A 25,560-nucleotide genomic window follows, 5' to 3' on the forward strand; every position below is an offset into this window, starting at 1 on the left:
TTCTTCGAGATATAAGAGGTTATCCGATGAAAAGTCAGAAACGAGATCGTCTTCAGCGTGCTTACGTCCAGGGTTACAAGGTAGGTGTTACCGGACGCTCAAAGGATTATTGTCCGACGCAGGAACTGAATTTCCGTGAACAGTGGATGAGCGGCTGGAGAGAGGGCCGAGGCGATCAGTGGTCAGGAATGACCGGCGTGTCCGGTATTCACAAGTCGCCCATGGCGGGCTGATCCGCTGTCTGACACACCGGCAGTAGTGCTGCAGCGCAACTGTCGGTCAGGGCCCGATAATACCACCGGGCCCTGATTGATGCTTGATCACATCGGGTGCGCTAGCGCCCGAATACATTCCTCTACCAGTGCCGGACCACGGTAGATAAGCCCTGAATAGAGCTGAATCAGGTCCGCCCCTGCACGCCGCTTTTCAAGGGCATCCGCTGCAGACAATATACCGCCCACACCAATGATCGGCATTTCCGGCAGCCTTTCACGAAAGGCACGGATGATTCGCGTTGAGGCTTCACGTACCGGAGCGCCTGACAACCCGCCCTGTTCATCACCGTGAGCAAGGGATGACACGCTCGACTTGTCGATGGTGGTATTGGTGGCGATCAACCCGTCGATGCGATGACGGTCAAGACAATCAGCGACCAGCTGAACCTCTTCATCACTCATGTCCGGTGCAATCTTGACCACCAGCGGCACCTTTCTTCCCGCCTTGTCATCCAGCCGGTCCGTTTCACCGCGCAGCTCACCCAGCAACTGATCCAGATGATCTCCGAACTGCAGGTTTCGAAGCCCGGGCGTATTGGGCGAGGAAATATTGATGGTGACGTAGTCGGCACTGCCATGCACCGCACGTAACGCATGAAGGTAGTCCAGCGCGGCCTCATCAACAGCCGTGGTCAGGTTCTTGCCGATATTGATGCCGACAATCCCCCGATAGCGACTGGCATCCACCTGCCGCACCAGGTGGTCTACCCCGGCGTTATTGAACCCCATTCGATTGATGATGGCCTGCCGCGCCGGCAAGCGGAACAGGCGCGGCTTCGGATTACCCGGCTGAGGCCTCGGCGTCACCGTACCTACCTCTACAAACCCGAAGCCCAGCGCCCCCAGCCCATCCAGATGATCCGCGTTCTTGTCCAGCCCGGCTGCCAGGCCCACCCGATTGGGAAAGCTCAATCCCATCAGGGTGACCGGCTCGGCGACTTCCATGGTCTGGGCAGAACGCTGCCCCAGGCCCAGTCGGTGGGCCTGATCCATGATCGATAGCGTCAGGCCATGGGCCTGTTCGGGGTCTAGACGAAACAGCAGGGGGCGCACCAGCGAATACATGGCAATCAGGCTCTTGATAGCAATCGAAAACGGGACGGAAGTATATGGGCCCTGCCACCCGAGGTCATCAGGCGACAAGGCAAGACAGCACCCTCAGGATGCATCAAGCTGGCGAATACGCAGCGTAAAGCTGTTGGTACCCGAGCGGGCCGAGCCAAATTTCTGCCCCTCGATATGTACCGTATACGTGCCGGGCTCAAGACGCTGCTCAATGTGGAAATCTCCATCGGCACCCTGTCCGGAATTTTCGGCCACGATATTTCCCTGAGCATCCTTGAGCTGCGCCTTGATGCGGTAGGTGCCGCGATAGCCACCAAAAGTGGCGCTTTCAAGCGACACACGCCCGGGCTGTACTACCTCGAATTTCAACACATCGTCATTGGTGCGAATCGGTACCTCCCGCACGATAGTGGTCTGGCTGGCCACCTCGGAGGTGGTCGTCGCACCAGCCTGATTCGGTGCCTCAGCAGTCTGGCGCGGCGCACCGCCGTCTGCCTGGTTCGAAGCGCCGGATGGCTCGGCATGCCCGGCAGAAGACACTGCTGCCGAGGAGGCTGTCGTTGCAGTAGAAGATGCCGCGCTGCCTGCTTCGGGAGCAAGACGAGTCACCCTGTTACTATCAGCCAGACCGTTTTCCTGCCGGGTAACGGCGTCGGCATTACGGACCCAGATCGTGACACTCTGATTCCCGCCACTGGTGGGCCCACGGCTTTGACCGGTCACGGTCACCGTGTATTCCCCTGCTGTCAGGTGCTTGCGAATATTGAAACCGTTAGAGCGCTCATTGCCCTGATCTTCCGCCAGCACCTGTCCGCTCTGGTCCTTGAGCGAGGCCGAGACACGATAGTCGCCGCTCTCCCCCGGGAAACTCTGGCTGCTGATCAGGTAATCACCTTCCTCCTTGACCTGGAAAGTGTGATCGACCGGGCGATTGCCTAAAAAGATGGTCTGACTGACACCATCGGAAGCCGACGTAATGTAGCTTGAAACATCGTTCTGACTCGCAGCAGCCTCGGCACGCTCAAGTGCAGCGCTTTTGGCCAGCACAGGCTGTGCGGACAACATGGCACAAACACCAGCACCCAGAATCCATGGAAAATAACGTGCGTTCATGTACGTCTCACTATTGTTGTACCCGGCATGCCCCACCAGGGCCCGGATGATATTGAATGATACCTGTCCCGGCTCGATGGCCGGACGTGCTGACTGGCTGTCGCTACCTTACTGGCGTGCGTCATCAAGCTCAATACTGTCACCTACCGCAATCGTGGCCTTGTCACCACGTATCAGTACAGCATTTTCACCAAAATAGGCGCCGGGCGTCGCAACGTGCTTCATGGCGGCCAGGCTTTTCAGCGGCTCCTTTCCAGTCGGCGTCCCCGTCTGCTGGTCAACGGTGGTGACCTTGCAGCGCTGGCACGGCTTGCAAAGCCTTAACTGCCAGCCCGTCGAGGATATCATGGCACAGGTATGCTCCTGCCAGGCGCTCAGATCGGACCCGGCAATCACGATATTGGGCCTAAATCGGTTCATGGGTACCTGCGCCTCTCCCAGCGTCTGGTTCAACGCATCAAGTGATGACTCAAGTGCCACCAGAAACGGAAAACCATCGGCAAATCCGGTCATTACCTCTTCATCGTCCTGCAGCCAGTCAGGATCCACATGGCGCGCATTGTCTTCCGGCACCCGATAAAGGCGCAATGGAAGCCCCTTGTGCGGCCCCAGCTGATGCGTCAGCCATTCACTGGCGGCGTCCCCCTGATCGATACCTTCCAGCGTTTCGGAAAAGACCGTCACCGGCGCCCGTGGCCCGGTCTGATCAATCGGCACCTGAAGCGCCTCACCACTGTCGCCCCTGATGATCAGATGACTGTCGGTGAGCGCGACCTGCAAGCGCGCCATCGCAGGGCATACACGCTGAGTCAGAAAGCGCCCATCATCGGTGGCAACCATCCAGCGCCGATCCATGGCCAGTCCTTCCGGGGTCAGGGTTGCCTCGCTCAGAGCAATCGCGGCCATTGATTTAACCGGATAGATATAAAGACCGGTGACTGATGCCATGCTCAGGGCTCCTTGTTAAGTGTGGAAAACGGGCAGTAGTGACGGCAGTTACAGACCAGGCCGGGCAACCACTCTGCTGATATAACGCTATCACAGATTGCATGCAGGACCTTGATTCGCTTGAATACCGGACATGAAAAAGGCACGCCTTTCGGCGTGCCTTCACGTTACTGCAGGGTTTACTGTCGGTCAGGAAGTGCCATCAGGGCTTTTACAGCGACCGCAAACAGGGCAAAGCTTGGCGAGCTGCTGGAATGCACCTCTTCAAGCAGCCGACGCCAGCGCTCGATGTACTGACGATTGTTCTCGAGCCACTGCTCGATACGCTCATCAACATCGTCCGAAGCCCCCTCGAGACGCAGAACGCTGCTGGTCAGAATCAACTGCTGACGGTCCATGTCATCGCGCAGGGCTTCACGGGCCATGGCTTCCCAGCCATCACTGGCATCAAGCTGCTGGATCTGCTCGATCATCCAGGGCAGCTCAAGGTGCTCACCGACCAGGTAATAGGTACGGGCCACACGGTCGAGCGCATCATCTTCCTCTCGTGAAGACTCGATAATGCCAAGCCCCGCGTACAGGTGATCCACCGCGCCGAGTGTGGAGGCCAGGTCTTCAGGCACACCGCTTTCCACATAGTGATCCCGCGTTTTCAGGAACTGGTCGTGTGCTTCACCGCGCAAATGCCCATCAACACTTTCACGCAGTGTCTTGAGCCGTGGTCCGAAATGCTCAACCATCTTCTCGACCTGAAGGCCGGAAGCCCCCTGATGCAGGAACCAGCGTGTAGCACGACGCACAAGGCTCATCAGCTTAAGCATGGCGTCATACTGCAGATCGCTGTCGATGGTGTAGTCCAGAGACTCGATGGATTGCCACAGTGTCGGCAGCTGGAAGCTGTCACGAGCAATGACATAAGCCTTGACCACATCAGCCGCGCCACAATTCGAGCTATCCATCATGCGGCGCACAAAGGGAATCCCCATGTGGTCCACTACATCGTTGGCGACCTGCGTTGCCACGATTTCCTTTTTCAGGCGATGGGCATACATCTGATCCTTGAAACGCTCCTTGAGCGTCGCCGGGAACGCGTTTTCAAGGTGCCGTTCAATGTAGGCATTGTCGGCAAGATCCGTCTTGTCCAGCGCTATCTTGAGGTCACTCTTGGCATAGGAGATCAGCACGGAAAGCTCCGGATGCGTCAGCCCCTCGCCCTGCTCGGCACGAGCTTCAAGCTCCTCGTCATCCGGCAGGCCTTCAAGCTCCCGATCAAGCACCCCTTCCTGCTCCAGGGCATGAATGAAACGACGGAAAGGCGCGATGGTTTCCTGACTCAGTCGGGAAGACAGGGACAATGCCTGGGTCTGACGATAATTGTCACGAATGACCAGATCACCGACTTCCTCGGTCATGTCGAGCAGCAGCTCGTTACGCTGCTTGTCCGTCATGTCGCCCTTGCGGACAATGTCGTCGAGCAGGATCTTGAGATTCACCTCGTGATCCGAGCAGTTGACGCCACCGGCGTTGTCGATGAAATCCGTATTCACGCGCACGCCATGACGTGCGGCCTCACGACGACCACGCTGGGTTACCCCCAGATTGCCTCCCTCACCGATCACCTTGCAGTGCAGTTCGTCCCCATCAACACGCAGGGTGTCGTTGGACTTGTCGCCGACATCGGCATGCGTTTCATCGCTGGCCTTGATGTAGGTACCAATTCCGCCATTCCAGATCAGGTCGATATGGGACTTGAGCAACGCCTGAATCAGCTCCGTCGGCGACATGCGATCAACATCAAACCCGAAACGCTCCTTCATTTCTGCCGTGATCTCCACGGACTTGGCATCTCTGGAGAATATGCCACCGCCCTGGGAGATCAAGTCCTTGTTGTAATCATCCCAGCTGGAGCGGTCCAGCTCGAACAGGCGCTTGCGCTCCTTGAAGGACTCAGCGATATCCGGGTTCGGATCGATAAATATATTGCGGTGGTTGAACGCCGCGACCAGTTCTATCTGCTCGGAAAGCAGCATGCCGTTACCGAACACATCGCCAGCCATGTCACCGATGCCGAGGACACTGAACGGGCTGGACTGCGTATCGTGGCCCAGTTCCCGGAAGTGACGCTTGACCGACTCCCAGGCACCACGAGCAGTAATGGCCATCTTCTTGTGGTCATAACCATGCTCGCCACCGGAGGCAAACGCATCGCCAAGCCAGAAGCCATATTCCTCGGACAGCGCATTGGCGATATCCGAGAAGGTGGCCGTACCCTTGTCAGCCGCAACCACCAGGTACGGATCATCTTCATCATGGCGTACCACATCCTTCGGCGGCACCACACTCTGATCCTTCAGGTTATCGGTGATATCCAGCATGCCGCGGATCAGCGTCTGATAGCAGGCAATACCTTCCTTCTGGATGGCATCACGATCACCGCCTTCCGGCAGACGCTTGCAGACAAAGCCGCCCTTGGCGCCTACCGGCACGATAACTGCATTCTTGACCTGCTGCGCCTTCACCAGACCCAGGATTTCCGTGCGGAAGTCCTCGAAGCGATCCGACCAGCGCATACCGCCGCGCGCCACCTTGCCACCGCGAAGGTGCACCCCTTCCATCCGGGGCGAATACACGAAGATCTCGAACAGGGGCCGCGGTTTCGGCACATCCTTAAGCTTGCGTGGTTCCAGCTTGAAGGAAATGTAATCCTTAGGCTGCCCATCGCTGCCGGACTGGTAGAAGTTCGTTCTGAGCGTGGCCTGAATCAATTCGATATAGCGGCGGAACAGCCGATCGTCATTGAGGCTTGAGACGTCATCCAGCATTTTTTCGATGTCGCTGACCTGACTCTGCTCATCGCGACTGTCGACTGCAGGATCAAACCGGGTATGAAACAACGCCACCAGCTTGCGGGCAATACCCGGATAATTGGTCAGGGTATTGGCAATATACAGCTGGGACAGGCCAAACCGGATCTGCTTCAGGTAACGCGCATAACCTCTCAACAGCGCCACCTCGCGCCAGTCAAGCTCGGCGGCAATGATCAACCGGTTGAACGGGTCGCTTTCAGCGTTGCCGGTCCAGATGCGGGTAAAGGCATCCTTGAAGGTGTCCCGCATCTTGTGCAGGTCCACCGGCGCATCACTGGGATGTTCCAGATCAAAGTCATGGATCCAGTAAGGCTGGTCGCTCCGCTCGATCCCGTAAGGCCGTTCGCCCAGAACGCGCAACCCCATGTTTTCAAGCAGCGGCAACACGTCAGACAGCGGGATGGGGCGTCCGGCATGGTAGATTTTCAGATTGACGCCCTGACGCTCTTCCTCCGCCAGCCGGTAAAGGCTCATGGCGATGGGCGCACCCTGCTCCACTTCACTGATGTAGTTGATATCCAGTACTGCGGCACGCGGGCTGTAATCATCACGATAACCTGCCGGGAAGGCTTCGCTGTACAGCGTCATCATCCGGTTGGCCTTTTCCTCGCCCATGCTTTCCACCAGGGCGTTATGCAGCTCGTCACGCCAGCTTCGCGCAAGATCGATGACCTTGTTTTCGAGTTGACGCAAATCAAAGGCTGCCGGCTCATCGCCATTGAAGCGCAGGATCAACTGCACACGTGCCAGCACTGACTCGGACAGATAGGTATTGAAGTCACCGAAGGTCGCATCCAGGTGGTGACACAAAAGGTCCTGCACCTTGATACGCAGGTCGGTGGTAAAGACGTCACGCGGGATAAAGACCAGACAGGAGTAAAACTTGCCATAGCGGTCTTCCCGGATGAAGAGCCGAACCCGGCGGCGTTCGCGAATGCTGAGGATGCCCATTGCGGTATCACACAGCTCACTGACAGACATCTGGAAGAGATCATCCCGCGGGAAGACTTCAAGAATCTGCATCAACTGCTTGCCGTTGTGCCCACGCGGGTCCACGCCGGCTTCGGCCATGACGGTTTCGATCTTGCGGCGCAGTACCGGAATATTGCGCGGCGATTCGTTATAGACCGACAGGGTATAAAGGCCCAGGAAACGATACTGCCCAATCACGCGGCCCTGGTCATCGAACCGCTCAATGGTGATGTAATCCGGGTAGGTCGGGCGATGCACGCGTGCGTGGTATGCGCTCTTGGCAAAGGACACCAGCTCGGGGATCAATACATACTCCCCCCCATGGTGATCGATGTCCGGGTCCTTGTTCAGCACCTCGTTGTAGTGCGGCCGATCGAGCTTGAGTACACCCAGCTCGGACCCCTCGACACGTTCAAGCCTGGGCGCATCATCGTTGCCCTGAATCACGTCATAGGCTTCATATCCCAGGAACGTGAACCGGTCATCCATCAACCATTCCAGAAAGGCGCAGGCCTCTTCGGCATCACTTTGATCGATGTCATCAGGGCGATGTTCGCGGGTTTCACGGATGGCCTGCTGAGCCTGAGTACGCATCGCATCGAAATCGCTGACTGCGCAGTGCACTTCACCCAGGGCGCTTTCGATACTATCGGCCAGATCGTCCAGCGTGTCTTCATTGCTGTGACGATCAATTTCGATATAGATCACTGATTCCCGCGAGGTGCCTTCGGAATGCTCGCGCTGAACGGCACGTTTGAGCGAGACCACCTGATAGTGATCGTCACGTTCGACATCCAGTACGGCATTGTGAATCGCGTGGACGGTAATATTGCGATAATTAAGCTCGATACGTACCGAATCGACCAGAAACGGCATATCGCTTTGCAGCACTTCAATTACCGTATGCGTGGACTGCCAGCCGTGACTTTCAAAGCCCGGGTTGTACACCCGAACCTTGGGCGCCTTGGGGTCATTGGAATTAATGAAGTGCCAGAGCGATAACGTGGCACCATAGATATCATCCATGTGCCGCTCATACAGATCATCCAGCGGCATGGTGGCGTAATAGGCACGGGCGAAGTCGCTGACAGCGCGAGCCTGGGGATCATCAAGCCGCTCATGAAAGCGGTCTTCAAGATCCTTTAAAAACTCTTCCTTGTCCTGGCTCAAGACATGTTGCATCCGATCACCTCGATCGAGTTGACTAGTGTGCGGTGCGCAGAGCGCATTGTGATATCAGACTAATACAGTTTCAGCATCAGCAGGCAATGAATGCCGATTTTTGACATGGCCCATAACAGGCCGGCATGACCGTTATCGACCGACAAGCACCACACCGCACTCGCAATGATGGGTATAGGGAAACTGATCGAACAGCGCCATGCGCTCAATGGTATGCGTACGACAAAGCTGTTTGAGGTTATCGGCCAGGGTGTCCGGGTTGCAGGAAATGTAAACAATGCGCTGGTAACGAGCTATTTCCTCACAGCTCTTTTCATCAAGACCGGCACGAGGTGGATCAACCAGTACCGTGGAAAAGTCGTAGCCATCCAGCGCCATGTCACTGACACGCCGACCGGTTTTCTCTCCGGCCAGTGCCTGTGAAAACTCCTCGCTCGACATCCGGGCGATAACGGCATTGTCGACATGATTCGCCGCCAGATTGACCTGTGCCGAGGCCACCGAAGTGCGGGAAATTTCCGTACCCAGCACACGCCTGAAGTTCGAGGCCAGAGCAATGGTAAAGTTGCCGTTGCCGCAGTAAAGCTCAACCAGATCCCCCCCGGCGTCTACCGAGGCGACGCCTCTGGCCGATGGCGTGGTTGCATCACGCGCCCAGGCAAGCATGTCAGCACAAATACTGGCGTTGGGTTGGGTAAAGCTGTTTTCTACCTGCTGATAATGAAGGGTATGCCCATCTACCTGAAGATGTTCGGTGACAAAGTCACGGGTCAATACCCAGCGCTGTTTGCGAGCGCGACCGATGATGGCCACGTCCAGCCGAGCTTCCAGCGCTCGAGCTTCCTCCGCCCAGGCCTCATCAACCTTGCGGTGATAAATAAGCGTCACCAGTGCTTCACCGGACAGGGTGGTCAGAAACTCGACCTGAAAGAGGCGGTGGCGCAGCACATCCGAGACCATCAATGCTTCCCGCAGCGACACCATCAGCTCGTTGATACGCCGGCTGGCCGCGGGATATTGATCCATCCGAACTATTTTCTTTTCGCCGGGATTGTCTGGATCAGCATCGTACATGGCGAAAAACAGGTCATCGCCGTCATGCCAGACACGAAACTCCGCTCGCATCCGATAGTATGTGGCAGGCGATGAAAAAACCTCCAGTGCCGGAGGCTCGAACTCAGCGAATCGACGCTCGATAAACGCCTTTTTTTCCGATAGCTGCTGTTCGTACTGCGTGGGGTCGATCCGTGGAAGACTCAAGAAAAACCTCATTCATACTGAAAATTGATGTTCAGGGCACAGGAAAGGGCACATTCAGGCCAGTCGGGCTGTCAAACCCATTGTAGCGACACTGGCGATGCAAACGGGAGTGCCGCGGCGCAGTCGCCCATACCCGGACAGGCCCTGCTTCGCCTCCAGTGGCTGCTGGCATGCCGGGCATCACGTCAAACAGGACGGTACCAAGCCGCCGGGCGATGGCGTCGGCACTGTCAAACCAGCGAACGGTGCGAGGTAACAAGGGTGTCAGTAATGGCAGTATCAGCGGAAAGTGAGTACACCCCAGAACAACTGCCGATAGCTCCATCACGTCGGAAAGCCGGGCCGCAACGGATCGGATGGCCGCATCGCTGACACGCTCCCCCGCCATACGCATCTCGGCGACCTCGACAAGGGCATCTCCATCGACACGGTATACGCAACTGTTGCCGGCAAAGGCCTTGATCAAATCAGCGGTATAGCAACGCCCGAGCGTTGCAGAGGTCGCCAGCAACGCCAGCGGCTGTCCGGCGGCATGATGCGCGGCCGGTTTGATGGCAGGCACGGTACCGATGACGGGGACCGTCAGCCTGGCTCTCAACGATGAGAGCGCCAGCGTGCTGGCCGTATTACAGGCCACTACCAGCGCCTGTGCATGGCACACTGACAAGGCCGCTGTAACAACTGCCTCGATGCGGGCAAGCAGCCAGTCATCGTCACGTACCCCATAGGGCAGAGCGGCATTATCACAGACATAGTGCCACTCACAGCCCGGTAACGTGCGTCGACACGCGTCAAGAACCGAGAGGCCGCCCGCACCGGAATCAAATACCATTACCCGTGGCCGTCCCATCACCTACCCTTGCCTGACTGTAAAAGCGGCATGATACCAGCATTCAGGCGCGGCAAAAGCAACCCTCTTTCCGACAGGGTGAGTGATTATGAGCACTCCGGACTACCCAAAATGCCAGGGCTCGTGCAAAAATAACCGTCCGCTTGATAAGGACATCAGTCCACAAGAATCCCCTACCGGTCAGGGCTGATAAAAACATCACAACAAGGATGAACCATGGCTTTTGCACGCAAGAATGCTCTGTTTATTGTCGCAGCCGTCTGCCTCATGGCAGTGTTGCTGGTGGCGTACAATGTTGCACACGACGGCGATAAGAAAGCAGCTCCGAAATTGAGCTACTCACTGATTGAAGGTTATGGCGGCACATTCCCTCGTCCTGATGCCGCTGAGCAGCCCAGCCTCGACAAGACCTACAAGGTTGTCTTTGACGTAACAAGTGCGATCAATGACACCACTGCCGTACATCCGGGCCTTGGCCGCGTTGCACGTGCGGTTAATATCTTTGGTGATTCCGGCGTCCCGCTGGACCATCTCAAGTTCGTTGCCGTTATCCACGGCCCGGCAACCCGCACCATTCTCGATGACAAGCAGTACGACAAGCGTGCCGGCGGTGACAACCCGAACCATGGACTGATTCAGGCGCTTACAGATGCCGGCGTCAAGGTCATTGTTTGCGGTCAGTCCCTGAATCATCTGGGCGTTGAAGACAGCGATATCGACAAGAACGTCATTATCGCACCTGCTGCCCTGTCGACACTGGCCATTTACGGCAACGACGGTTACGCCTACGAGCACCTGTAACCCCGGGCAGTACACATGAAAAAGGGCCGGCATGTTTGCCGGCCCTTTTTCATGTCATGACACCAACACTGCCTGCCTTGCCTGCAGCTACACCGCTACGGCGGGCTCCCCCTTGAATTCCCGATAAAGCTCCGGGTAATCATCCTGCAGCCGCTCAAGATGGATATGTGCATTTTCCGGAAGCGCGGCACACAGCTGCTGATAGTCTTCCTCATCGAGCTGCTCGGTGATCAGTGGGAACAGCTCCTGCCGCTCGCTTTTAAGATAAGCGCGGTGTTCCTGAAGGTAGGACTTGAGATTATCGGCAAACTGATCCATCGACATGACCGCATCCATCAGAATCATGTCTATGTCATCGCTCAAGCGTTTCAGATGTCCCTGCATACGCTTGTAATCAGCTGACAGCCGCTCAGCCAGCTCGTCAAGCTCCGGATTACGCTCCTTGAGCCGCTCGCCACAGAGGTTTTCCAGCGGGATGGTAAACTGATCCATATACTCGAGGATGTAATCCACGACCTCACGAATGAGGCGAAAATCAGGCCGTATCCCGTCCGAAAGCTTCTTTTGCTTCAGGGATAACACATGAAGCAGGCGGGCCATATTGGCGTGATCCTGGCGCAGTTGCATTAGCATGACAGCGTCTCCCGAATAATAGCATTGCAATTCATTCTAGTTCAGCTTGCATGAATATGTGATGACAGTCCCCGTCTATTGGTCGAGTAACTGTCGACACACCTTACCCCCGCTGCCTGCTGCTGGCTCGATCAAGCTCGGCAAGCCATGCCAGCTTCTCACTGATACGCTTTTCCAGCCCCCGATCAACAGGCATGTAATAACGGGCCCCCTCAAGCGGTTCCGGCAGGTAGCGCTCTCCGGCAGCATAGGCATGCGGTTCATCGTGAGCGTAACGGTAGCCATCACCGTGACCCAGTGAAGCCATCAGCGCCGTCGGCGCATTACGCAAGTGCGATGGCACATCATGCCCGGCAGTCGTCCTGACATGTTCACGTGCCTTGTTATAGGCGCTGTAAACCGCATTGCTCTTGGGTGCACTGGCCAGATAAAGAATAGCCTGGGCCACGGCAAGTTCACCCTCCGGGCTCCCCAGTCGCTCCTGAACATCCCAAGCCGACAGGGACAGACTCAAGGCTCGTGGGTCAGCATTGCCGATTTCCTCACTGGCCATTCTGACCACGCGCCGTGCGATGTACAGCGGGTCAGCTCCCCCGTCGAGCATTCGACAGAACCAGTAAAGTGCAGCATCCGGCGCGCTCCCACGCACCGATTTATGCAGCGCGGAGATTTGATCGTAAAAAAGATCTCCCCCTCGATCCAGGCGCCGCGTACTCTCGCTGAGCACCTCTTCCAGTACGGATTGATCGATTACGCCATCACCACCGTCACGGGCCGAAGACATGTCCACGCAGATTTCAAGCAGATTCAGTACGCGCCTCGCGTCACCATCAGCGGCCCGGGCAATGCTTTCACGGATATCACCAGGCACCTCAATGGCCAGCCCCTGCAACTGAACGTCCTCGGCAAGAGCACGGTCAATGACCGTTATCAGCTCCTGATCGGACAACGCCTTCAGTACATGAACGCGCGCTCTGGAAAGCAGGGCATTATTCAATTCAAATGACGGGTTTTCCGTGGTAGCGCCAACAAAGATGAAGACCCCTTCTTCTATCCATGGCAAGAATGCATCCTGCTGCGCCTTGTTGAAGCGGTGCACCTCATCCACGAACAACAGGGTTCGAGTGCCCTGGTGAAGGCGCTGCTGCGCCTGCTCGGCAGCAATGCGTATGTCCTTGACGCCGGATGACACCGCCGAGAGCGTGGCAAAATGTGCCTTTGTATACTGCGCCATCAGCCGCGCCAGCGTCGTTTTTCCTACACCGGGCGGCCCCCAGAAGATCATCGAATAAAGCTGATCATGCTCCAAGGCCCGCCGCAGCGGCTTGCCGTCACCCAGCAGATGCGTCTGGCCGATATAGCCATCAAGCCGCTCGGGACGCAACCTGGCCGCCAGTGGCTGGCCAGGCTGTAGGTCACTGGCAAACAGATCGCTCATTGCCCCTCGCGAATCACGTCAGCGCCATCAGGAATGGAAAACCTGAACTTGTCGGGAGCCACACGCGCATTGGGCGTGGCATTACTGAAGGAAATGTCGGTTTGTTGCCCGGTACTGTCCGACAGTTGCAGTCCCGCCAGTTGCTCACCGGTGAAGGTAAGCTGCATGGACTCAAACAGGGAGTCGTTGGACTTCGGGGTCAGCGAAAAGATCTCGGTAGCCCCCTGCTGACGGCTGGATACGCTGTAGTTTCTGGCCAGCTGATCTGTCTGACCGGACAACAGCAGTGCCGGCGTATGAGTCACCCGCTCATCAAGCTGCCGCACGGTAACCTGCTCCAGATCCGGGTCATACAGATAGACCTTCTGTCCGTCGGACACTACTGTCTGGCGATAAGGGGAATTGACTTCCCAACGAAAGCGCCCCGGGCGCGACAGCCACATGTGCCCACTGGAATCCTGCTGGCTCATGCCCTGCTGGTCTACCACTTCCTGCTTGAAGTCAGCCGAATAACTGTTCAATGGCTGAAGCAGCTTCGTCAGGCGTTCAACATCGTTATCGTCTGCCGATGCCAGCGGCGAAATCAGCAGGGCAGTCAGCCCTGCCGCCATCACATTTGGAAATTTCAATCGACCACTCCTTGTTGATTAATGACCTACGGGCGGTGGCGCCAGTACCTCACGGCTGCCATTGGTGCCCATCGAGGACACCACCCCGGCCATCTCCATGGCTTCGACCAGTCTAGCGGCGCGGTTGTAACCGATCTTGAAACGGCGCTGAACGGCTGAGATGGAGGCGCGACGTGACTCGGTAACATATCCGACAGCCTCGTCATACAAAGCGTCCTGCTCGGCATCATCGCCCTCGCCTTCCGCTTCAAGGCCGGTCAACGCATCGGCCGTCACCCCGCCGGACAGGATTTCTTCTATATATTCGGGCGTTCCACGGCGTTTCCAATCCTCGACCACACGATGGACTTCATCGTCATCGACAAACGCCCCGTGCACCCGCACCGGGATTCCCGCACCGGCCGGCAGGTACAGCATGTCACCATGGCCCAGCAGATGCTCTGCACCGCCCTGATCCAGAATCGTGCGCGAGTCGATACGCGATGACACCTGAAACGCAATACGCGTTGGAATATTGGCCTTGATCAAGCCGGTGACAACATCCACGGATGGACGCTGGGTGGCCAGAATCAGATGGATGCCTGCCGCACGCGCCTTTTGGGCCAACCGTGCAATCAGCTCTTCGACCTTTTTCCCGACGATCATGAACATGTCGGCAAACTCATCGATAACCACCACGATGTAGGGCAGTTTTTCAAGCGTGGGCGGTGCCTGGTGCATTTCCCAGGGCTGAGGTTCCCATAAGGGGTCCTGCACCTGAGCCCCCTGGCTCTCGGCCTCATCGAGTCTGGCGTTGAAGCCGGCAATATTACGCACGCCCATGGCCGCCATCAGCTTGTAGCGTCGCTCCATTTCGGCCACACACCAGCGCAGCGCGTTGGCGGCTTCCTTCATGTCCGTGACTACCGGCGCCAACAGGTGCGGAATGCCGTCATATACCGACAGTTCAAGCATTTTTGGATCGACCATGATCATGCGAACTTCATCAGGCGTCGCCTTCAAAAGCATCGAGATCAACATGGCATTAACGCCTACGGATTTACCCGATCCCGTCGTACCGGCCACCAGCACATGAGGCATCTTGTTCAGATCGGTCACGATGGCGGCCCCACCGATATCCTGACCCAGCGCCATGGTCACTGGAGACATGGCCTGCTGATATACATCGGAATCGATGACTTCACGCAAGCGAATCATGGCTCGATTGGGGTTGGGAATTTCGATGCCGACAGTAGGCCGGCCCGGGATCACCTCAACCACACGCACACTCTTGACCATCAGTGAGCGAGCCAGATCCTTGGCCAGATTACTGATCTTGGATACCTTGACCCCTGGAGCGGGCCGAATTTCAAATCGGGTAATGACAGGCCCGGGCCAGGTATCCACCACTTCTGCCTTGACGCCGTATTCACGCAAGCGCACTTCCAGCAACTCGGCCATGTCGTCGAGTTCTTCGGTCGTATAGGTCGGCTCATGCGCCGACGGCGTCGTCAGCAGTCGATAGGAAGGCATCTCCCCGGTAATTTCAGGCACGCCATCCGCAGCCGGTCGCTGCGTCTGTAAATGCTCCACGGTCCAGAGGATCGGGCTATCGGTATCTTCCCGTACGTCACGGTCCGTGGGCTCGCTCACACCCTCTACGTCTTGATCCGGTTGCGGTTGCGGTTGCGGTTGCGGTTGCGGTTGCGGTTGCGGTTGCGGTTGCGGTTGCGGTTCAAGCGTATCGTTCATGTGTGACGAAGCCACACTGATGTCATCATCGTAAGGCGAAAGAGGAGCGGCATTTGGCGCCTCTTGATCAGGGGCCTCATCGATGTCGGCCTGAAAGGCTGCCGTTTCAGAGGTGTCATCATCCCGAGCACTCATGGCAACAGGAGCAAACTCATCCTCTTCATCGGCAGTCTGAAGGTTGCTGGACCAGGTTGAAAGTTCTTCATCGCGCCTGTCCGCACGCAACTCGCCTGAGCCTGATATATCGGTAGCAGCCGTGGCAGGTGCCGCTTCACGCGGCGTTACGATGTCATCATCACCGGTGATCGGCTCAGGAACCGGCTCAGGCACACGACGACGAGTGACATCCGCCACCTCTTCACGCCGCGGCCTGACAATGGGGGCAGACTCGCGCCGGGGAGATGACGCCGAAGGTGCAGGCGTTTCCGGCATGACTGGCGAGAGAGCAACAGGCTCGGCCACCTCTTCCTGAGAAGAAACCGCTCGGAAAGGCACATCTTTTGACACCGAGGCAGAAGCAACTTCATCAGGCTCCTCATCGCGACGCGCCGATACCCGTGCAGCTCGCTCAACCACATCATCACGCCGTGCAGACAGGGAAGGACCACGCGACACACGGCCGTCAGGCTCATCGTCTTCGGGCATTAATCTGGCAGGAGCTTCAGCGGATAAAGGGCTGGGGGCTGCTGACGCGACGCTGCCTGATGCCGTGGAGCGCGTATCATCATGACGCATCGACGGCGTGGCAAGCGGCGCCTCCCAGGGGATATCACTGCTTTCCTCGGAGGCTGGTCGAGTAACGGTTGAGGGATGATCTACAGGCGCAGCAGGATCACTGCCATACAAATCCGGCACGACGTGACGTGACTTGAAGCGTTGCCACAGGGAAGGCCGTGACGAGGAGACAACAACCTCTTCAACGTCGTCGTCAGTATCCTCGGCGACCTGACTATAAGCCTCTTCAAGCTCTTCCTGAAAATCACGTTCGGCATAACGGGCATAGGTCAGCTCTTCCTCTTCTCGCCTGACCCGCCGCTGCTCTCGTCGTTCGGCCAGATGGTTTCGTGCCAGCCCCATATGCCCCATGCACCACCGCACCAGCGCGTAGCTTCGGCGGCCGGTTTCATCAATGATGGTCCACCAGGACAGACCGGTGAACAGCGGAAACCCGCACAGAAAGAATCCGATGGAAATCAAAGTCGCGCCATAATGACCTACAAGGTCATAAAGCCCGGCGGACAGGCCTGATCCAAGTATGCCGCCTGCACCGGCAGGCAGGTCTGCCTCTAGATTGTAAAAATGTACGGCACTGAGCGTGCAGGTTGCCATCAGCACCAGAAACAGGCCGGCGCACCGCACCGCAAGCACTGTCGGATCCCAGACGATCGTGGCCTCACGCGTGCGAAGCAGCCGCCAGGCGCCATAGCCCAGCATACCTGGCCACCACAGGGCGCCCAGGCCGAACAGGCTGTACAGCACATCGGACAGCCAGGCTCCGGTGTGCCCCATCCAGTTACTGACCTCCTGCTCGGTACCGCTGTAGGACCAGCCCGGATCCGTCTGCGAGTAGCTGAACAGTGAAAGCAGCATAAAGACGCAGGCAATCAGCAAAATGATGACTACGCCTTCCTTGGTAGCACCGTGCAGATGCGCTGTCAGACGTTCGGCCTGCTGACGTGCGCGGGTTGCCCGGGCGCGATTGTTTGCCGGCTTCTTTTTGCCGGTCGCAGCTTGCTGTCGTTTATTGGCACTCAACCTGGCCATCCCCCTTCACCACGTTGCCATGATTATGTCGTCATCATTAAGTACTGTGGACATGATACCGGCCCCTGCGAAGGTATCACAGGCCCATCAGGTATTGTCGCACAGTGGATTGCATGCTTTATTGCAATAAATACACACTGTTATCTGCCCTTTAAAGACAAATGCACCGAACACTGGCATGCGCCGTGGATGCATTGCCTGTCGGGGCTCGACACCCTACAGAGACTTGTCATGCTGCCATGGCTTCCGCCCTCCCCCGCTGCCTTCCCTCCTGTCAATACGGCTCTGGAAGAACCGGATGGCCTGCTGGCTGCTGGCGGAGATTTGACCCCCGACTGGCTGATCAGTGCCTACAGTAACGGAATTTTTCCATGGTTCAGCGACGACCAGCCGATCCTCTGGTGGTCACCCGACCCACGCATGGTTCTTTTCCCGCAGGAATTCAAACCGAGACGAAGCCTGGCCAAGCGCTTTCGCAATGCCGGCTTTACCTTCACATTCAATCAGTCATTCAAAGACGTCATGACAGCCTGCGCCCAGACCCGGGCCGATCAGGAAGGCACCTGGATCACTGATGACATGATGGCCGCATACCATGAGCTGCATCGGCAGGGATACGCTCACAGCGTAGAGGTGTGGCGCGAAAACACACTGGCAGGCGGACTATATGGTGTCGGACTGGGTGAGTGTTTTTTCGGCGAATCCATGTTTTCACGAGAAGCGGATGCTTCAAAGTGCGCGCTGACCTATCTTGTAGCACAGGGAATGCCTCGAGGACTGACATTGATAGACTGCCAGATGCACAGTAATCACCTGGCTTCCCTGGGCGCTCGTCTTATCGCACGTGACAATTTTTTACGTTACCTTGAACCCTGTCAGGCTACACGCCCCCGAGCAATATGGCTGCCGGACGCTACCGCCGTCCCATAAGGACAACAAAACAGGCTGGAGCAAAATAAGGTGACCCCTTGAGCAATCCGACAACAACCAGAACGCAGGATCTGCGCTTTTTCCTGACGGCACCACACAGCTGCAGCTACCTTGAAAACAAGGAAGCCATTACGCTGTTCATGGATCCGGAACAACCCATCAATCAGGATGTTTACAGTGCACTTTCCCTGATGGGATTTCGCCGAAGTGGTCAGCACCTTTACAGACCACATTGCAACAACTGCAAGGAATGCCTCTCGGTACGCATCCCGGTCGAAGACTTTACACCGAATAAAACACAGCGTCGGCTGTTTAAACGTAACCAGTATTTAACAGTCAATAACCTTCAGGCGTCGTTCGTTGAAGAGCACTATCTCCTTTATGAGCGTTATATCGCCGCACGGCATCAGGACGGTGACATGTATCCGCCGTCCAGGGAGCAGTACGCCAGCTTCCTGACTCATAACAACGATTTTTCACGGTTGATCGAATTCAGAAACGGCGCCGAGCTGGTGGCCGTGGCTGCCATGGATGAGCTATCGCATGGCCTTTCAGCAATCTACACTTTCTACTCACCTGCTCCTGAACATGCTCGGCTTTCTCTGGGTACGCATGCCGTTCTCTGGCAGATAGAGCAGGCAAAATCACTAGGGCTACCCTATGTCTATCTGGGCTACTGGATAGAGCGAAACCGTAAAATGGCCTACAAGACCCTGTTTCGTCCCATCGAATATCTTGAAGGACGCAGCTGGCAAAGGCTGATTGATTGCAGCTAGCTTTGCCTAACCGGCCGTCATCAGGCAAAATGCAGCACTATTGTTCCAGGGACCTGTTAACGAGGGCTTCCCTGCTACTCTACGTTTTAACGTAACCGGAGGAAATGCCGCATATGGCGCGTGAAGATCATATTGAAATGGAAGGTGTCGTTATAGACATGCTGCCAAACACCATGTTCCGTGTCGAACTGGAAAATGGACATGTTGTAACAGCACATATTTCCGGAAAGATGCGCAAGAACTACATCCGCATCCTTACAGGTGACAAGGTCAAGGTAGAGCTGACACCTTACGACCTGTCCAAGGGGCGTATTGTTTACCGGTCACGCTGAGCCCGCCTCAGGGACGGTCGTGGTACCGTTGCCCTGCTCTTTCCTGAAAAGCGCCCGTGACTGCAGGCTGATCATTTTCATGCCAGCCTGACAAAAAACGCCCCGTCTTTCGACAGGGCGCTTTATTTTGCGTGTGGATTTTTGCTATTCAGGCAAGCTCCACTTCCGACACCAGACTCAGATCGTCTCCGTCGACGGTGACACGCACCGTGCCTCCCTGATCCGCAAGATCCCCAAACAGAATCATCTCTGCCAGCGGTTTCTTCAGCTTGTCCTGAATCAGACGGGACATCGGCCGCGCTCCCATGTCTGGATCATAGCCATGCTCAGCAAGCCAGGACTTGGCCTCATCGGACACATCCAGCTGAACACGTTTCTCGTCCAGTTGCGCCTGAAGCTCGATCAGGAACTTGTCTACCACGTTGCGTACGACAGCCAGATCAAGCGCATGGAACTGAATGATGCCGTCGAGCCGATTCCGGAACTCCGGCGTAAACGTTTTCCGAATGGTTTCCATTGCATCGGTACGATGATCCTGATGCTGGAAACCAATGGAACGTCGAGAAGCTTCCTCTGCGCCGGCATTTGATGTCATGACCAGAATCACATTGCGGAAGTCCGCCTCGCGTCCGTTGTTGTCAGTCAGCTTGCCGTGATCCATGACCTGCAACAGCAGATTGAACACTTCAGGGTGCGCCTTCTCGATCTCATCAAGCAGCAGCACACAGTGCGGCGCCTTGGTGACTGCCTCTGTCAGCAGCCCCCCCTGGTCGTAACCGACATACCCCGGGGGCGCACCGATCAGACGTGATACAGCGTGCCGCTCCATGTATTCAGACATGTCGAACCTGACCAGCTCAATGCCCATCAGCATGGACAGCTGCCGTGCCACCTCGGTCTTGCCCACCCCGGTCGGGCCGGCAAACAGGAAGTTACCAACCGGCTTGTCCGGTGAACCAAGTCCGGCGCGGGAAAGCTTGATGGCCGAGGTCAGGCTGCCGATGGCTTCATCCTGCCCAAAGACCAGCATTTTAAGATCACGTTCCAGCGTCGACAGGAGTTTGCGATCCGAGCTGGTAACGCTTTTCGGCGGAATACGCGCGATGGAAGCAACGATTGACTCGATCTGCTCGACACCAATGGTATCGATCCGCGCTTCCGGTGGCAGCAGGCGCTGATGAGCACCGGCCTCGTCGATGACATCGATGGCCTTGTCCGGCAGATGCCGGTCATTGATGTATCGAGCAGCCAGCCTGACCGCCGTTTCGACAGCCTCATCGGTGTACTTGAGCTGATGATGCTCTTCAAAGCGGCTGCGCAGGCCCTTGAGGATGCGGATGGTGTCATCAACGGATGGCTCCATTACGTCCACCTTCTGGAAGCGACGCGCCAGCGCACGATCCTTTTCAAAGATTCCGCGGAATTCCTGAAAGGTCGTGGATCCCAGACAGCGTAACTCTCCGGAAGACAGCAACGGTTTGAGCAGGTTGGAAGCATCCATCACACCACCCGAAGCGGCACCAGCCCCGATAACGGTATGAATTTCATCAATGAACAGAATCGAGTTCGGCTCTTTCTTGAGTTCGCCCAGCAGTGCCTTGAGTCGTTTCTCGAAATCACCGCGGTACTTGGTGCCTGCCAGCAGGGCGCCAAGATCAAGTGAATACACGACAGCATCAGCGATCACCTCAGGCACGTCTTCCTCGACGATGCGCTTGGCAAGACCTTCGGCAATGGCGGTTTTACCCACTCCGGCTTCGCCCACCAGCAGAGGGTTGTTCTTGCGACGGCGTGCCAGAATCTGCACGACACGCTCAAGCTCATGATCACGGCCGATCAGCGGGTCAATCTTGCCCAGACGCGCCTGCTCATTGAGGTTGGTGGCATACCCCTTGAGAGGATGTGAGCCACTTTCTGCTCCTCCCTCTTCACCATCATCGCTGCTGTCGGAAGGCCCCGGGTGCGGCTGCTCCTGCCCGGATACCTTGGAAATACCATGCGCCAGATAATTGACGGCATCGACACGTGCCACGCTTTGATGCTTGAGGAAATAAACCGCCTGACTTTCCTGCTCGGAAAAGATCGCCACCAGCACATTGGCACCAGTCACTTCGGTCTTGCCGGATGACTGGACATGAAACACGGCGCGCTGGAGCACACGCTGAAACCCGAGCGTAGGCTGAGTCTCACGATCATCCTGCCCTTCTGGAATCAACGGCGTTGTCGAGTTGATGAAATCCTGCAGATCGGTACGCAGCTTGTCGATGTTGGCACCACAGGCCCGCAATACATCTGACGCAGAGGCATTGTCCAGCAACGCCAGCAGGAGATGCTCAACGGTCATGAACTCATGACGCTTGGAGCGCGCCACGGTAAACGCCGTGTTCAGGGTCAGTTCAAGTTCTTTGCTTAACATGGCAGTCCCCTTCTTGCCGCATTCGGCACTTCAGTCGACCTGTTCGACATCACATAACAGTGGATGTTGACACTCTCGAGCGTATTCATTGACCTGATGACATTTGGTTTCCGCGATATCGCGCGTGAAGATCCCGCAGGTCGCCTGGCCCTGAGTATGGACAGCCAGCATGATCTGCACTGCCCGTTCATTATCCATCGCAAAGAAAGTCTGCAGCACCTCAACGACGAACTCCATGGGAGTATAATCGTCATTGTGCAGCACAACTTTATACAGCGGAGGCTCCTTCAGTTCAGGGTCGCTGAGCTGCTCGGCGACATCGCTGTCCTCGTTTCCCTCCGGAGAGGACGGCGGATTCATACCGGCGAGCCAAACTCCTTTCACCTTGGTGTCGTGCATAGTTGAGTCTTCTTTGAACATAAGAGGCAGGGCATTCGAGCACAAGGGAGATTGCCGAAAAACGCCAATATCGCCATGACTCATCCCTGCATGCCTTGTTGAAAGATGGTGGCGAGAGGCAGAAGATGCAACTCGTAACCACTAAATGAGTGAATACGATTATTCCGCTTTACTCTATACCTGCTGATACAGGGTTGTACCATGGCGCCTGTAGTCTGCTCGGATGAAGCAGGCCACATTTATATCGCCATATCCGGCAATTGCCTTTTACCCCTCTACAGGATCGCCGTGAGTACCATTTATCTTGTGAACAAACCCTTTCATATGCTGCCCCAGTTCACTGATGACCAGGGGCGCAGAACGCTGGCAGATATCATTACAGTGCCAGGCATTTATCCGGTGGGGCGGCTTGATTATGACAGTGAAGGGTTGATGCTCTTGACCGATGACGGCGCGCTGAACCATCGTATCAGCCACCCACGCTACAAATTGACCAAGGTCTACTGGGTTCAGGTCGAGGGCCTGCCGAACGACCAGGCCCTCTGCCAGCTTCGCCAGGGCATCAGACTGAAGGATGGCCCCACCCGGCCGGCGCAGGTACGCCATATCGATGCGCCAGCGCTTCCGGAGCGTGATCCGCCGGTCAGATTCCGTGCCAACCAGCCCACCAGCTGGCTTGAAATCCGTATCAGTGAGGGACGAAACCGTCAGGTACGCCGAATGACAGCAGCCATCGGACACCCCACCCTGCGACTGGTACGTCAGGCCATCGGAAGCTGGCAGCTTGGCCAGCTCGCCCCGGGTGAGTGGCGAAGCGAACAACTGCACGCCCCTCGCCCCGACAGGCCACGGTCTGCACGCAGGCCTATCACCAGGAACCGTCGCTCATGAGGCGCTGGACGCCCCACACAACGGTTGCCACGGTGATTCAGCATGAACATGCCTTTCTACTGGTGGAAGAGCGGCAGGGACCCGGGCCAACCGTCTTCAATCAGCCCGCCGGTCACCTGGAACAGGGGGAGACACTGTTCGACGCTGCCCGCCGTGAGACACGTGAAGAAAGTGGCTGTACCGTCGCACTCAATGGCTATCTGGGCCTTTATGTACATACCAGCTCCTCCGGCGTTACCTATCATAGCCATAGTTTTCTGGCGCACGTTACAGGTCATGTTGATGCGCCCCTCGATACTCCGATTGTTGCCGCGCACTGGCTGACGCCTGATGCCATCAAGGCGCTATCCATCGATGGTCGACTGAGAAGCCCACTGGTGCTCAGGCGTGTGCAGGATGCACTGGCCGGCCGCCGCTTTCCGCTTGAGCTTGTTGTCGAGGGATAAGCACTGACAGGGGTTAAGCGCGCCTGATGCATCAGGTATACTCGACACAACTACAGTCACTTCTATTTGATCGCCGAGCGTGTCATGACCTCTTCCAACGCTTCGCCCGCCCCTTCGAGCCTCAAGGTCATCGCAGGCATGTCCGGGGGCGTCGATTCTTCCGTATCAGCCTGGCTATTGCTGCAACAGGGTTACCAGGTCGAAGGCCTGTTCATGAAGAACTGGGATGAAGACGACGGTACCGAATACTGTACCGCCAAGGATGACCTGGCAGATGCTCAGGCCGTCTGTGACAGTCTGGGCATCCGATTGCATACGGCCAACTTTGCTGCCGACTACTGGGATAACGTGTTCGAGCATTTCCTGGCCGAGTACAAGTCAGGCAGAACGCCCAACCCCGATATCCTTTGCAACAAGGAAATCAAGTTCAAGGTCTTCCTTGAATACGCTGAACTGCTGGGCGCTGACCTGATCGCCACCGGCCACTATGTCCGCCGCGGAGAGCGCGATGGTCAGGCCGTTCTGCTCAAGGGGCTTGATGCCAACAAGGATCAAAGTTATTTCCTGCATGCCGTGGGCAGTGATGCCATTGGCCGCACCCTGTTCCCGGTCGGCGAACTTGAAAAGCCTGAAGTACGACGGATTGCCGAAGAACAGGGCCTGGCCACGGCCCGAAAGAAGGATTCCACCGGAATATGCTTTATCGGAGAGCGACGCTTCAAGGATTTCCTGAGCCAGTATCTGCCGGCACAACCCGGGCTTGTTGAAACGGAAACAGGCGATGTGATCGGTGAGCACCAGGGGCTGATGTATTACACCCTGGGCCAGCGCCAGGGGCTGGGCATTGGCGGACTGGCCAGATACAGCGAAGACCCCTGGTATGTGGCTGCCAAGGATCTCGAGCGCAACGTACTGGTCGCGGTACAGGGCAAGCATCATGACCTGCTTTACACCCAGATAATTGACAGTGAAGTCGTTGACTGGGTGGCCGGACACGCACCAGCCACGCGCTTTCGGGCTACCGCAAAGGTGCGTTATCGCCAGCAGGATCAGCCCTGCCAGGTTGAATCACACTCGGATGGCACGGTGACGGTCGTATTCGATACGCCTCAGCGCGCTGTTACTCCAGGACAATCCCTGGTTCTGTACAAGGACGATGTTTGCCTGGGCGGAGGCGTTATCCGTACGGCCAGCAAGCGTCAGGACACCGCAGCATGACGACCATTGAAGAACAGGCATTGGCCCTTGCGGGTGTGTTTCAGGCAGCCGCGGTAGCCGATGAACTGGCACGCACGGGCCAGTGCAATGAACGTGACCTGCACACGTTGCTGTCTGCCACCCTTCAGACCGACCCTGATCGCTTCGAGGATATCTACGGAAATCACACGAACAATCTTCGCAAGGGCATGGACACCCTGACAGAGGCCTTTGATCGCACCCAGGCCTCCTCCGATGTGATGCGCTACGCCTTCTCCATGGTGCTGCTGATGAACAAGTTCAGAAAGAACCCCGACATGATGGATCATGTCGGCCAGCGGCTGGAGCGTATCAAGGCACAATCGGAGCACTTCGGGCTTGAACACGAAAACGTGGTGGCAAGCCTGGGAGAGCTTTACAAGGACACCCTGTCAACGCTGAAGTATCGCATTGTCGTTCAGGGTGACCCCAGCCTGCTGCAGAGCCGCATGATGCCCGAACGGATTCGTGCGGTATTGCTGGCAGGCATTCGTTTTGCCCTGTTGTGGCATCAGCGCGGTGGACGCCGCTGGTCGCTGCTGTTTCAACGCGGGAAACTCAAGGAAGCCCTGAAACACATGGATGGTCGCTGAATTGCAGCCTGTG

The 25,560-nt window shown here is 56.8% G+C and carries 21 protein-coding genes; 9 read left to right on the plus strand and 12 right to left on the minus strand.

What is annotated here, in order from left to right; genetic code table 11:
* Positions 1-26 precede the first annotated feature (26 nt).
* Positions 27-233 carry a ribosome modulation factor gene (gene rmf, locus NAT21_RS14370; RefSeq protein WP_250939481.1) on the plus strand — a complete coding sequence of 69 codons (207 nt, stop codon included), beginning with the start codon at positions 27-29 and terminating at the stop codon, positions 231-233.
* Positions 234-320: 87 nt separating this feature from the next.
* Here the strand turns inward: rmf and NAT21_RS14375 are convergent, their stop codons facing one another.
* The 6 genes from NAT21_RS14375 to murI all read right to left on the minus strand — a co-directional run bounded on the left by NAT21_RS14375 (position 321) and on the right by murI (position 10,514).
* Positions 321-1,340, minus strand: coding sequence for a quinone-dependent dihydroorotate dehydrogenase (locus NAT21_RS14375; RefSeq protein ID WP_250939598.1), 1,020 nt, complete (start codon positions 1,338-1,340; stop codon positions 321-323).
* 93 nt (positions 1,341-1,433) lie between these two features.
* The gene (locus tag NAT21_RS14380) at positions 1,434-2,453 is read right to left on the minus strand and encodes a hypothetical protein (RefSeq protein WP_250939483.1); all 1,020 of its coding nucleotides are present in this window, start codon (positions 2,451-2,453) and stop codon (positions 1,434-1,436) included.
* Positions 2,454-2,561: 108 nt separating this feature from the next.
* A complete protein-coding gene (locus tag NAT21_RS14385) occupies positions 2,562-3,401 on the minus strand; it encodes an MOSC domain-containing protein (RefSeq protein ID WP_250939485.1) in 840 nt (279 codons plus the stop codon).
* A gap of 179 nt (positions 3,402-3,580) precedes the next feature.
* Positions 3,581-8,422 carry an NAD-glutamate dehydrogenase gene (locus NAT21_RS14390; protein ID WP_250939488.1) on the minus strand — a complete coding sequence of 1,614 codons (4,842 nt, stop codon included), beginning with the start codon at positions 8,420-8,422 and terminating at the stop codon, positions 3,581-3,583.
* Positions 8,423-8,554: 132 nt separating this feature from the next.
* Positions 8,555-9,682 (minus strand): tRNA (uridine(54)-C5)-methyltransferase TrmA, encoded by a 1,128-nt coding sequence (gene trmA / locus NAT21_RS14395; RefSeq protein ID WP_250939489.1) that lies wholly within the window; start codon positions 9,680-9,682, stop codon positions 8,555-8,557.
* Positions 9,683-9,713: 31 nt separating this feature from the next.
* Positions 9,714-10,514: a glutamate racemase gene (murI, locus tag NAT21_RS14400; protein WP_250939490.1), complete on the minus strand. Its 801-nt coding sequence runs from the start codon at positions 10,512-10,514 to the stop codon at positions 9,714-9,716.
* Between the two features lie 234 nt (positions 10,515-10,748).
* Between murI and NAT21_RS14405 the strand changes: the two genes are divergently transcribed.
* On the plus strand, positions 10,749-11,333 hold the full coding sequence (locus tag NAT21_RS14405) for a DsrE family protein (RefSeq protein WP_250939491.1): 585 nt from the start codon (positions 10,749-10,751) through the stop codon (positions 11,331-11,333).
* Positions 11,334-11,420: 87 nt separating this feature from the next.
* Here NAT21_RS14405 and NAT21_RS14410 read toward each other — a convergent pair whose 3' ends face one another.
* From NAT21_RS14410 to NAT21_RS14425, 4 genes are all read right to left on the minus strand, one after another.
* Positions 11,421-11,966, minus strand: coding sequence for a hemerythrin domain-containing protein (locus NAT21_RS14410; protein WP_250939492.1), 546 nt, complete (start codon positions 11,964-11,966; stop codon positions 11,421-11,423).
* A gap of 103 nt (positions 11,967-12,069) precedes the next feature.
* The gene (locus NAT21_RS14415) at positions 12,070-13,404 is read right to left on the minus strand and encodes a replication-associated recombination protein A (protein ID WP_250939493.1); all 1,335 of its coding nucleotides are present in this window, start codon (positions 13,402-13,404) and stop codon (positions 12,070-12,072) included.
* Positions 13,401-14,033: an outer membrane lipoprotein periplasmic chaperone LolA gene (gene lolA, locus NAT21_RS14420; RefSeq protein ID WP_250939494.1), complete on the minus strand. Its 633-nt coding sequence runs from the start codon at positions 14,031-14,033 to the stop codon at positions 13,401-13,403. Before lolA ends, NAT21_RS14415 begins: the two co-directional genes overlap by 4 nt.
* Positions 14,034-14,051: 18 nt before the next feature.
* Positions 14,052-17,528: a DNA translocase FtsK gene (locus tag NAT21_RS14425; RefSeq protein WP_284732823.1), complete on the minus strand. Its 3,477-nt coding sequence runs from the start codon at positions 17,526-17,528 to the stop codon at positions 14,052-14,054.
* A 231-nt stretch (positions 17,529-17,759) separates the two neighbouring features.
* Here NAT21_RS14425 and aat point away from each other — a divergent pair, with 231 nt between their 5' ends.
* The 3 genes from aat (at position 17,760) to infA (ending at position 19,566) form a co-directional block, all read left to right on the plus strand.
* Positions 17,760-18,458 (plus strand): leucyl/phenylalanyl-tRNA--protein transferase, encoded by a 699-nt coding sequence (aat, locus tag NAT21_RS14435; protein WP_250939495.1) that lies wholly within the window; start codon positions 17,760-17,762, stop codon positions 18,456-18,458.
* A 38-nt stretch (positions 18,459-18,496) separates the two neighbouring features.
* The gene (locus tag NAT21_RS14440) at positions 18,497-19,234 is read left to right on the plus strand and encodes an arginyltransferase (RefSeq protein ID WP_250939496.1); all 738 of its coding nucleotides are present in this window, start codon (positions 18,497-18,499) and stop codon (positions 19,232-19,234) included.
* A gap of 113 nt (positions 19,235-19,347) precedes the next feature.
* Positions 19,348-19,566, plus strand: coding sequence for a translation initiation factor IF-1 (gene infA / locus NAT21_RS14445; RefSeq protein ID WP_250939497.1), 219 nt, complete (start codon positions 19,348-19,350; stop codon positions 19,564-19,566).
* Positions 19,567-19,714: 148 nt separating this feature from the next.
* Here the strand turns inward: infA and clpA are convergent, their stop codons facing one another.
* Together clpA and clpS are read right to left on the minus strand one after the other, a co-directional pair.
* Complete coding sequence (clpA, locus tag NAT21_RS14450) at positions 19,715-21,982, minus strand: ATP-dependent Clp protease ATP-binding subunit ClpA (protein WP_250939498.1); 2,268 nt, start codon at positions 21,980-21,982, stop codon at positions 19,715-19,717.
* Between the two features lie 30 nt (positions 21,983-22,012).
* Positions 22,013-22,402 (minus strand): ATP-dependent Clp protease adapter ClpS, encoded by a 390-nt coding sequence (clpS, locus tag NAT21_RS14455; protein ID WP_434084403.1) that lies wholly within the window; start codon positions 22,400-22,402, stop codon positions 22,013-22,015.
* Between the two features lie 267 nt (positions 22,403-22,669).
* Here clpS and NAT21_RS14460 point away from each other — a divergent pair, with 267 nt between their 5' ends.
* From NAT21_RS14460 to hflD, 4 genes are all read left to right on the plus strand, one after another.
* A complete protein-coding gene (locus NAT21_RS14460; RefSeq protein ID WP_250939499.1) occupies positions 22,670-23,272 on the plus strand; it encodes a pseudouridine synthase in 603 nt (200 codons plus the stop codon).
* Positions 23,269-23,718, plus strand: a complete 450-nt coding sequence (locus tag NAT21_RS14465; protein ID WP_250939500.1) for an NUDIX domain-containing protein — start codon at positions 23,269-23,271, stop codon at positions 23,716-23,718. The genes NAT21_RS14460 and NAT21_RS14465 overlap by 4 nt, the downstream gene beginning before the upstream one ends.
* 84 nt (positions 23,719-23,802) lie before the next feature.
* Complete coding sequence (gene mnmA, locus NAT21_RS14470; RefSeq protein WP_250939501.1) at positions 23,803-24,936, plus strand: tRNA 2-thiouridine(34) synthase MnmA; 1,134 nt, start codon at positions 23,803-23,805, stop codon at positions 24,934-24,936.
* Positions 24,933-25,547, plus strand: coding sequence for a high frequency lysogenization protein HflD (hflD, locus tag NAT21_RS14475; RefSeq protein ID WP_250939502.1), 615 nt, complete (start codon positions 24,933-24,935; stop codon positions 25,545-25,547). The genes mnmA and hflD overlap by 4 nt, the downstream gene beginning before the upstream one ends.
* Positions 25,548-25,560: the final 13 nt, after the last annotated feature.

It is taken from the genome of Larsenimonas rhizosphaerae (assembly GCF_023700005.1).
Taxonomy (GTDB): domain Bacteria; phylum Pseudomonadota; class Gammaproteobacteria; order Pseudomonadales; family Halomonadaceae; genus Larsenimonas; species Larsenimonas rhizosphaerae.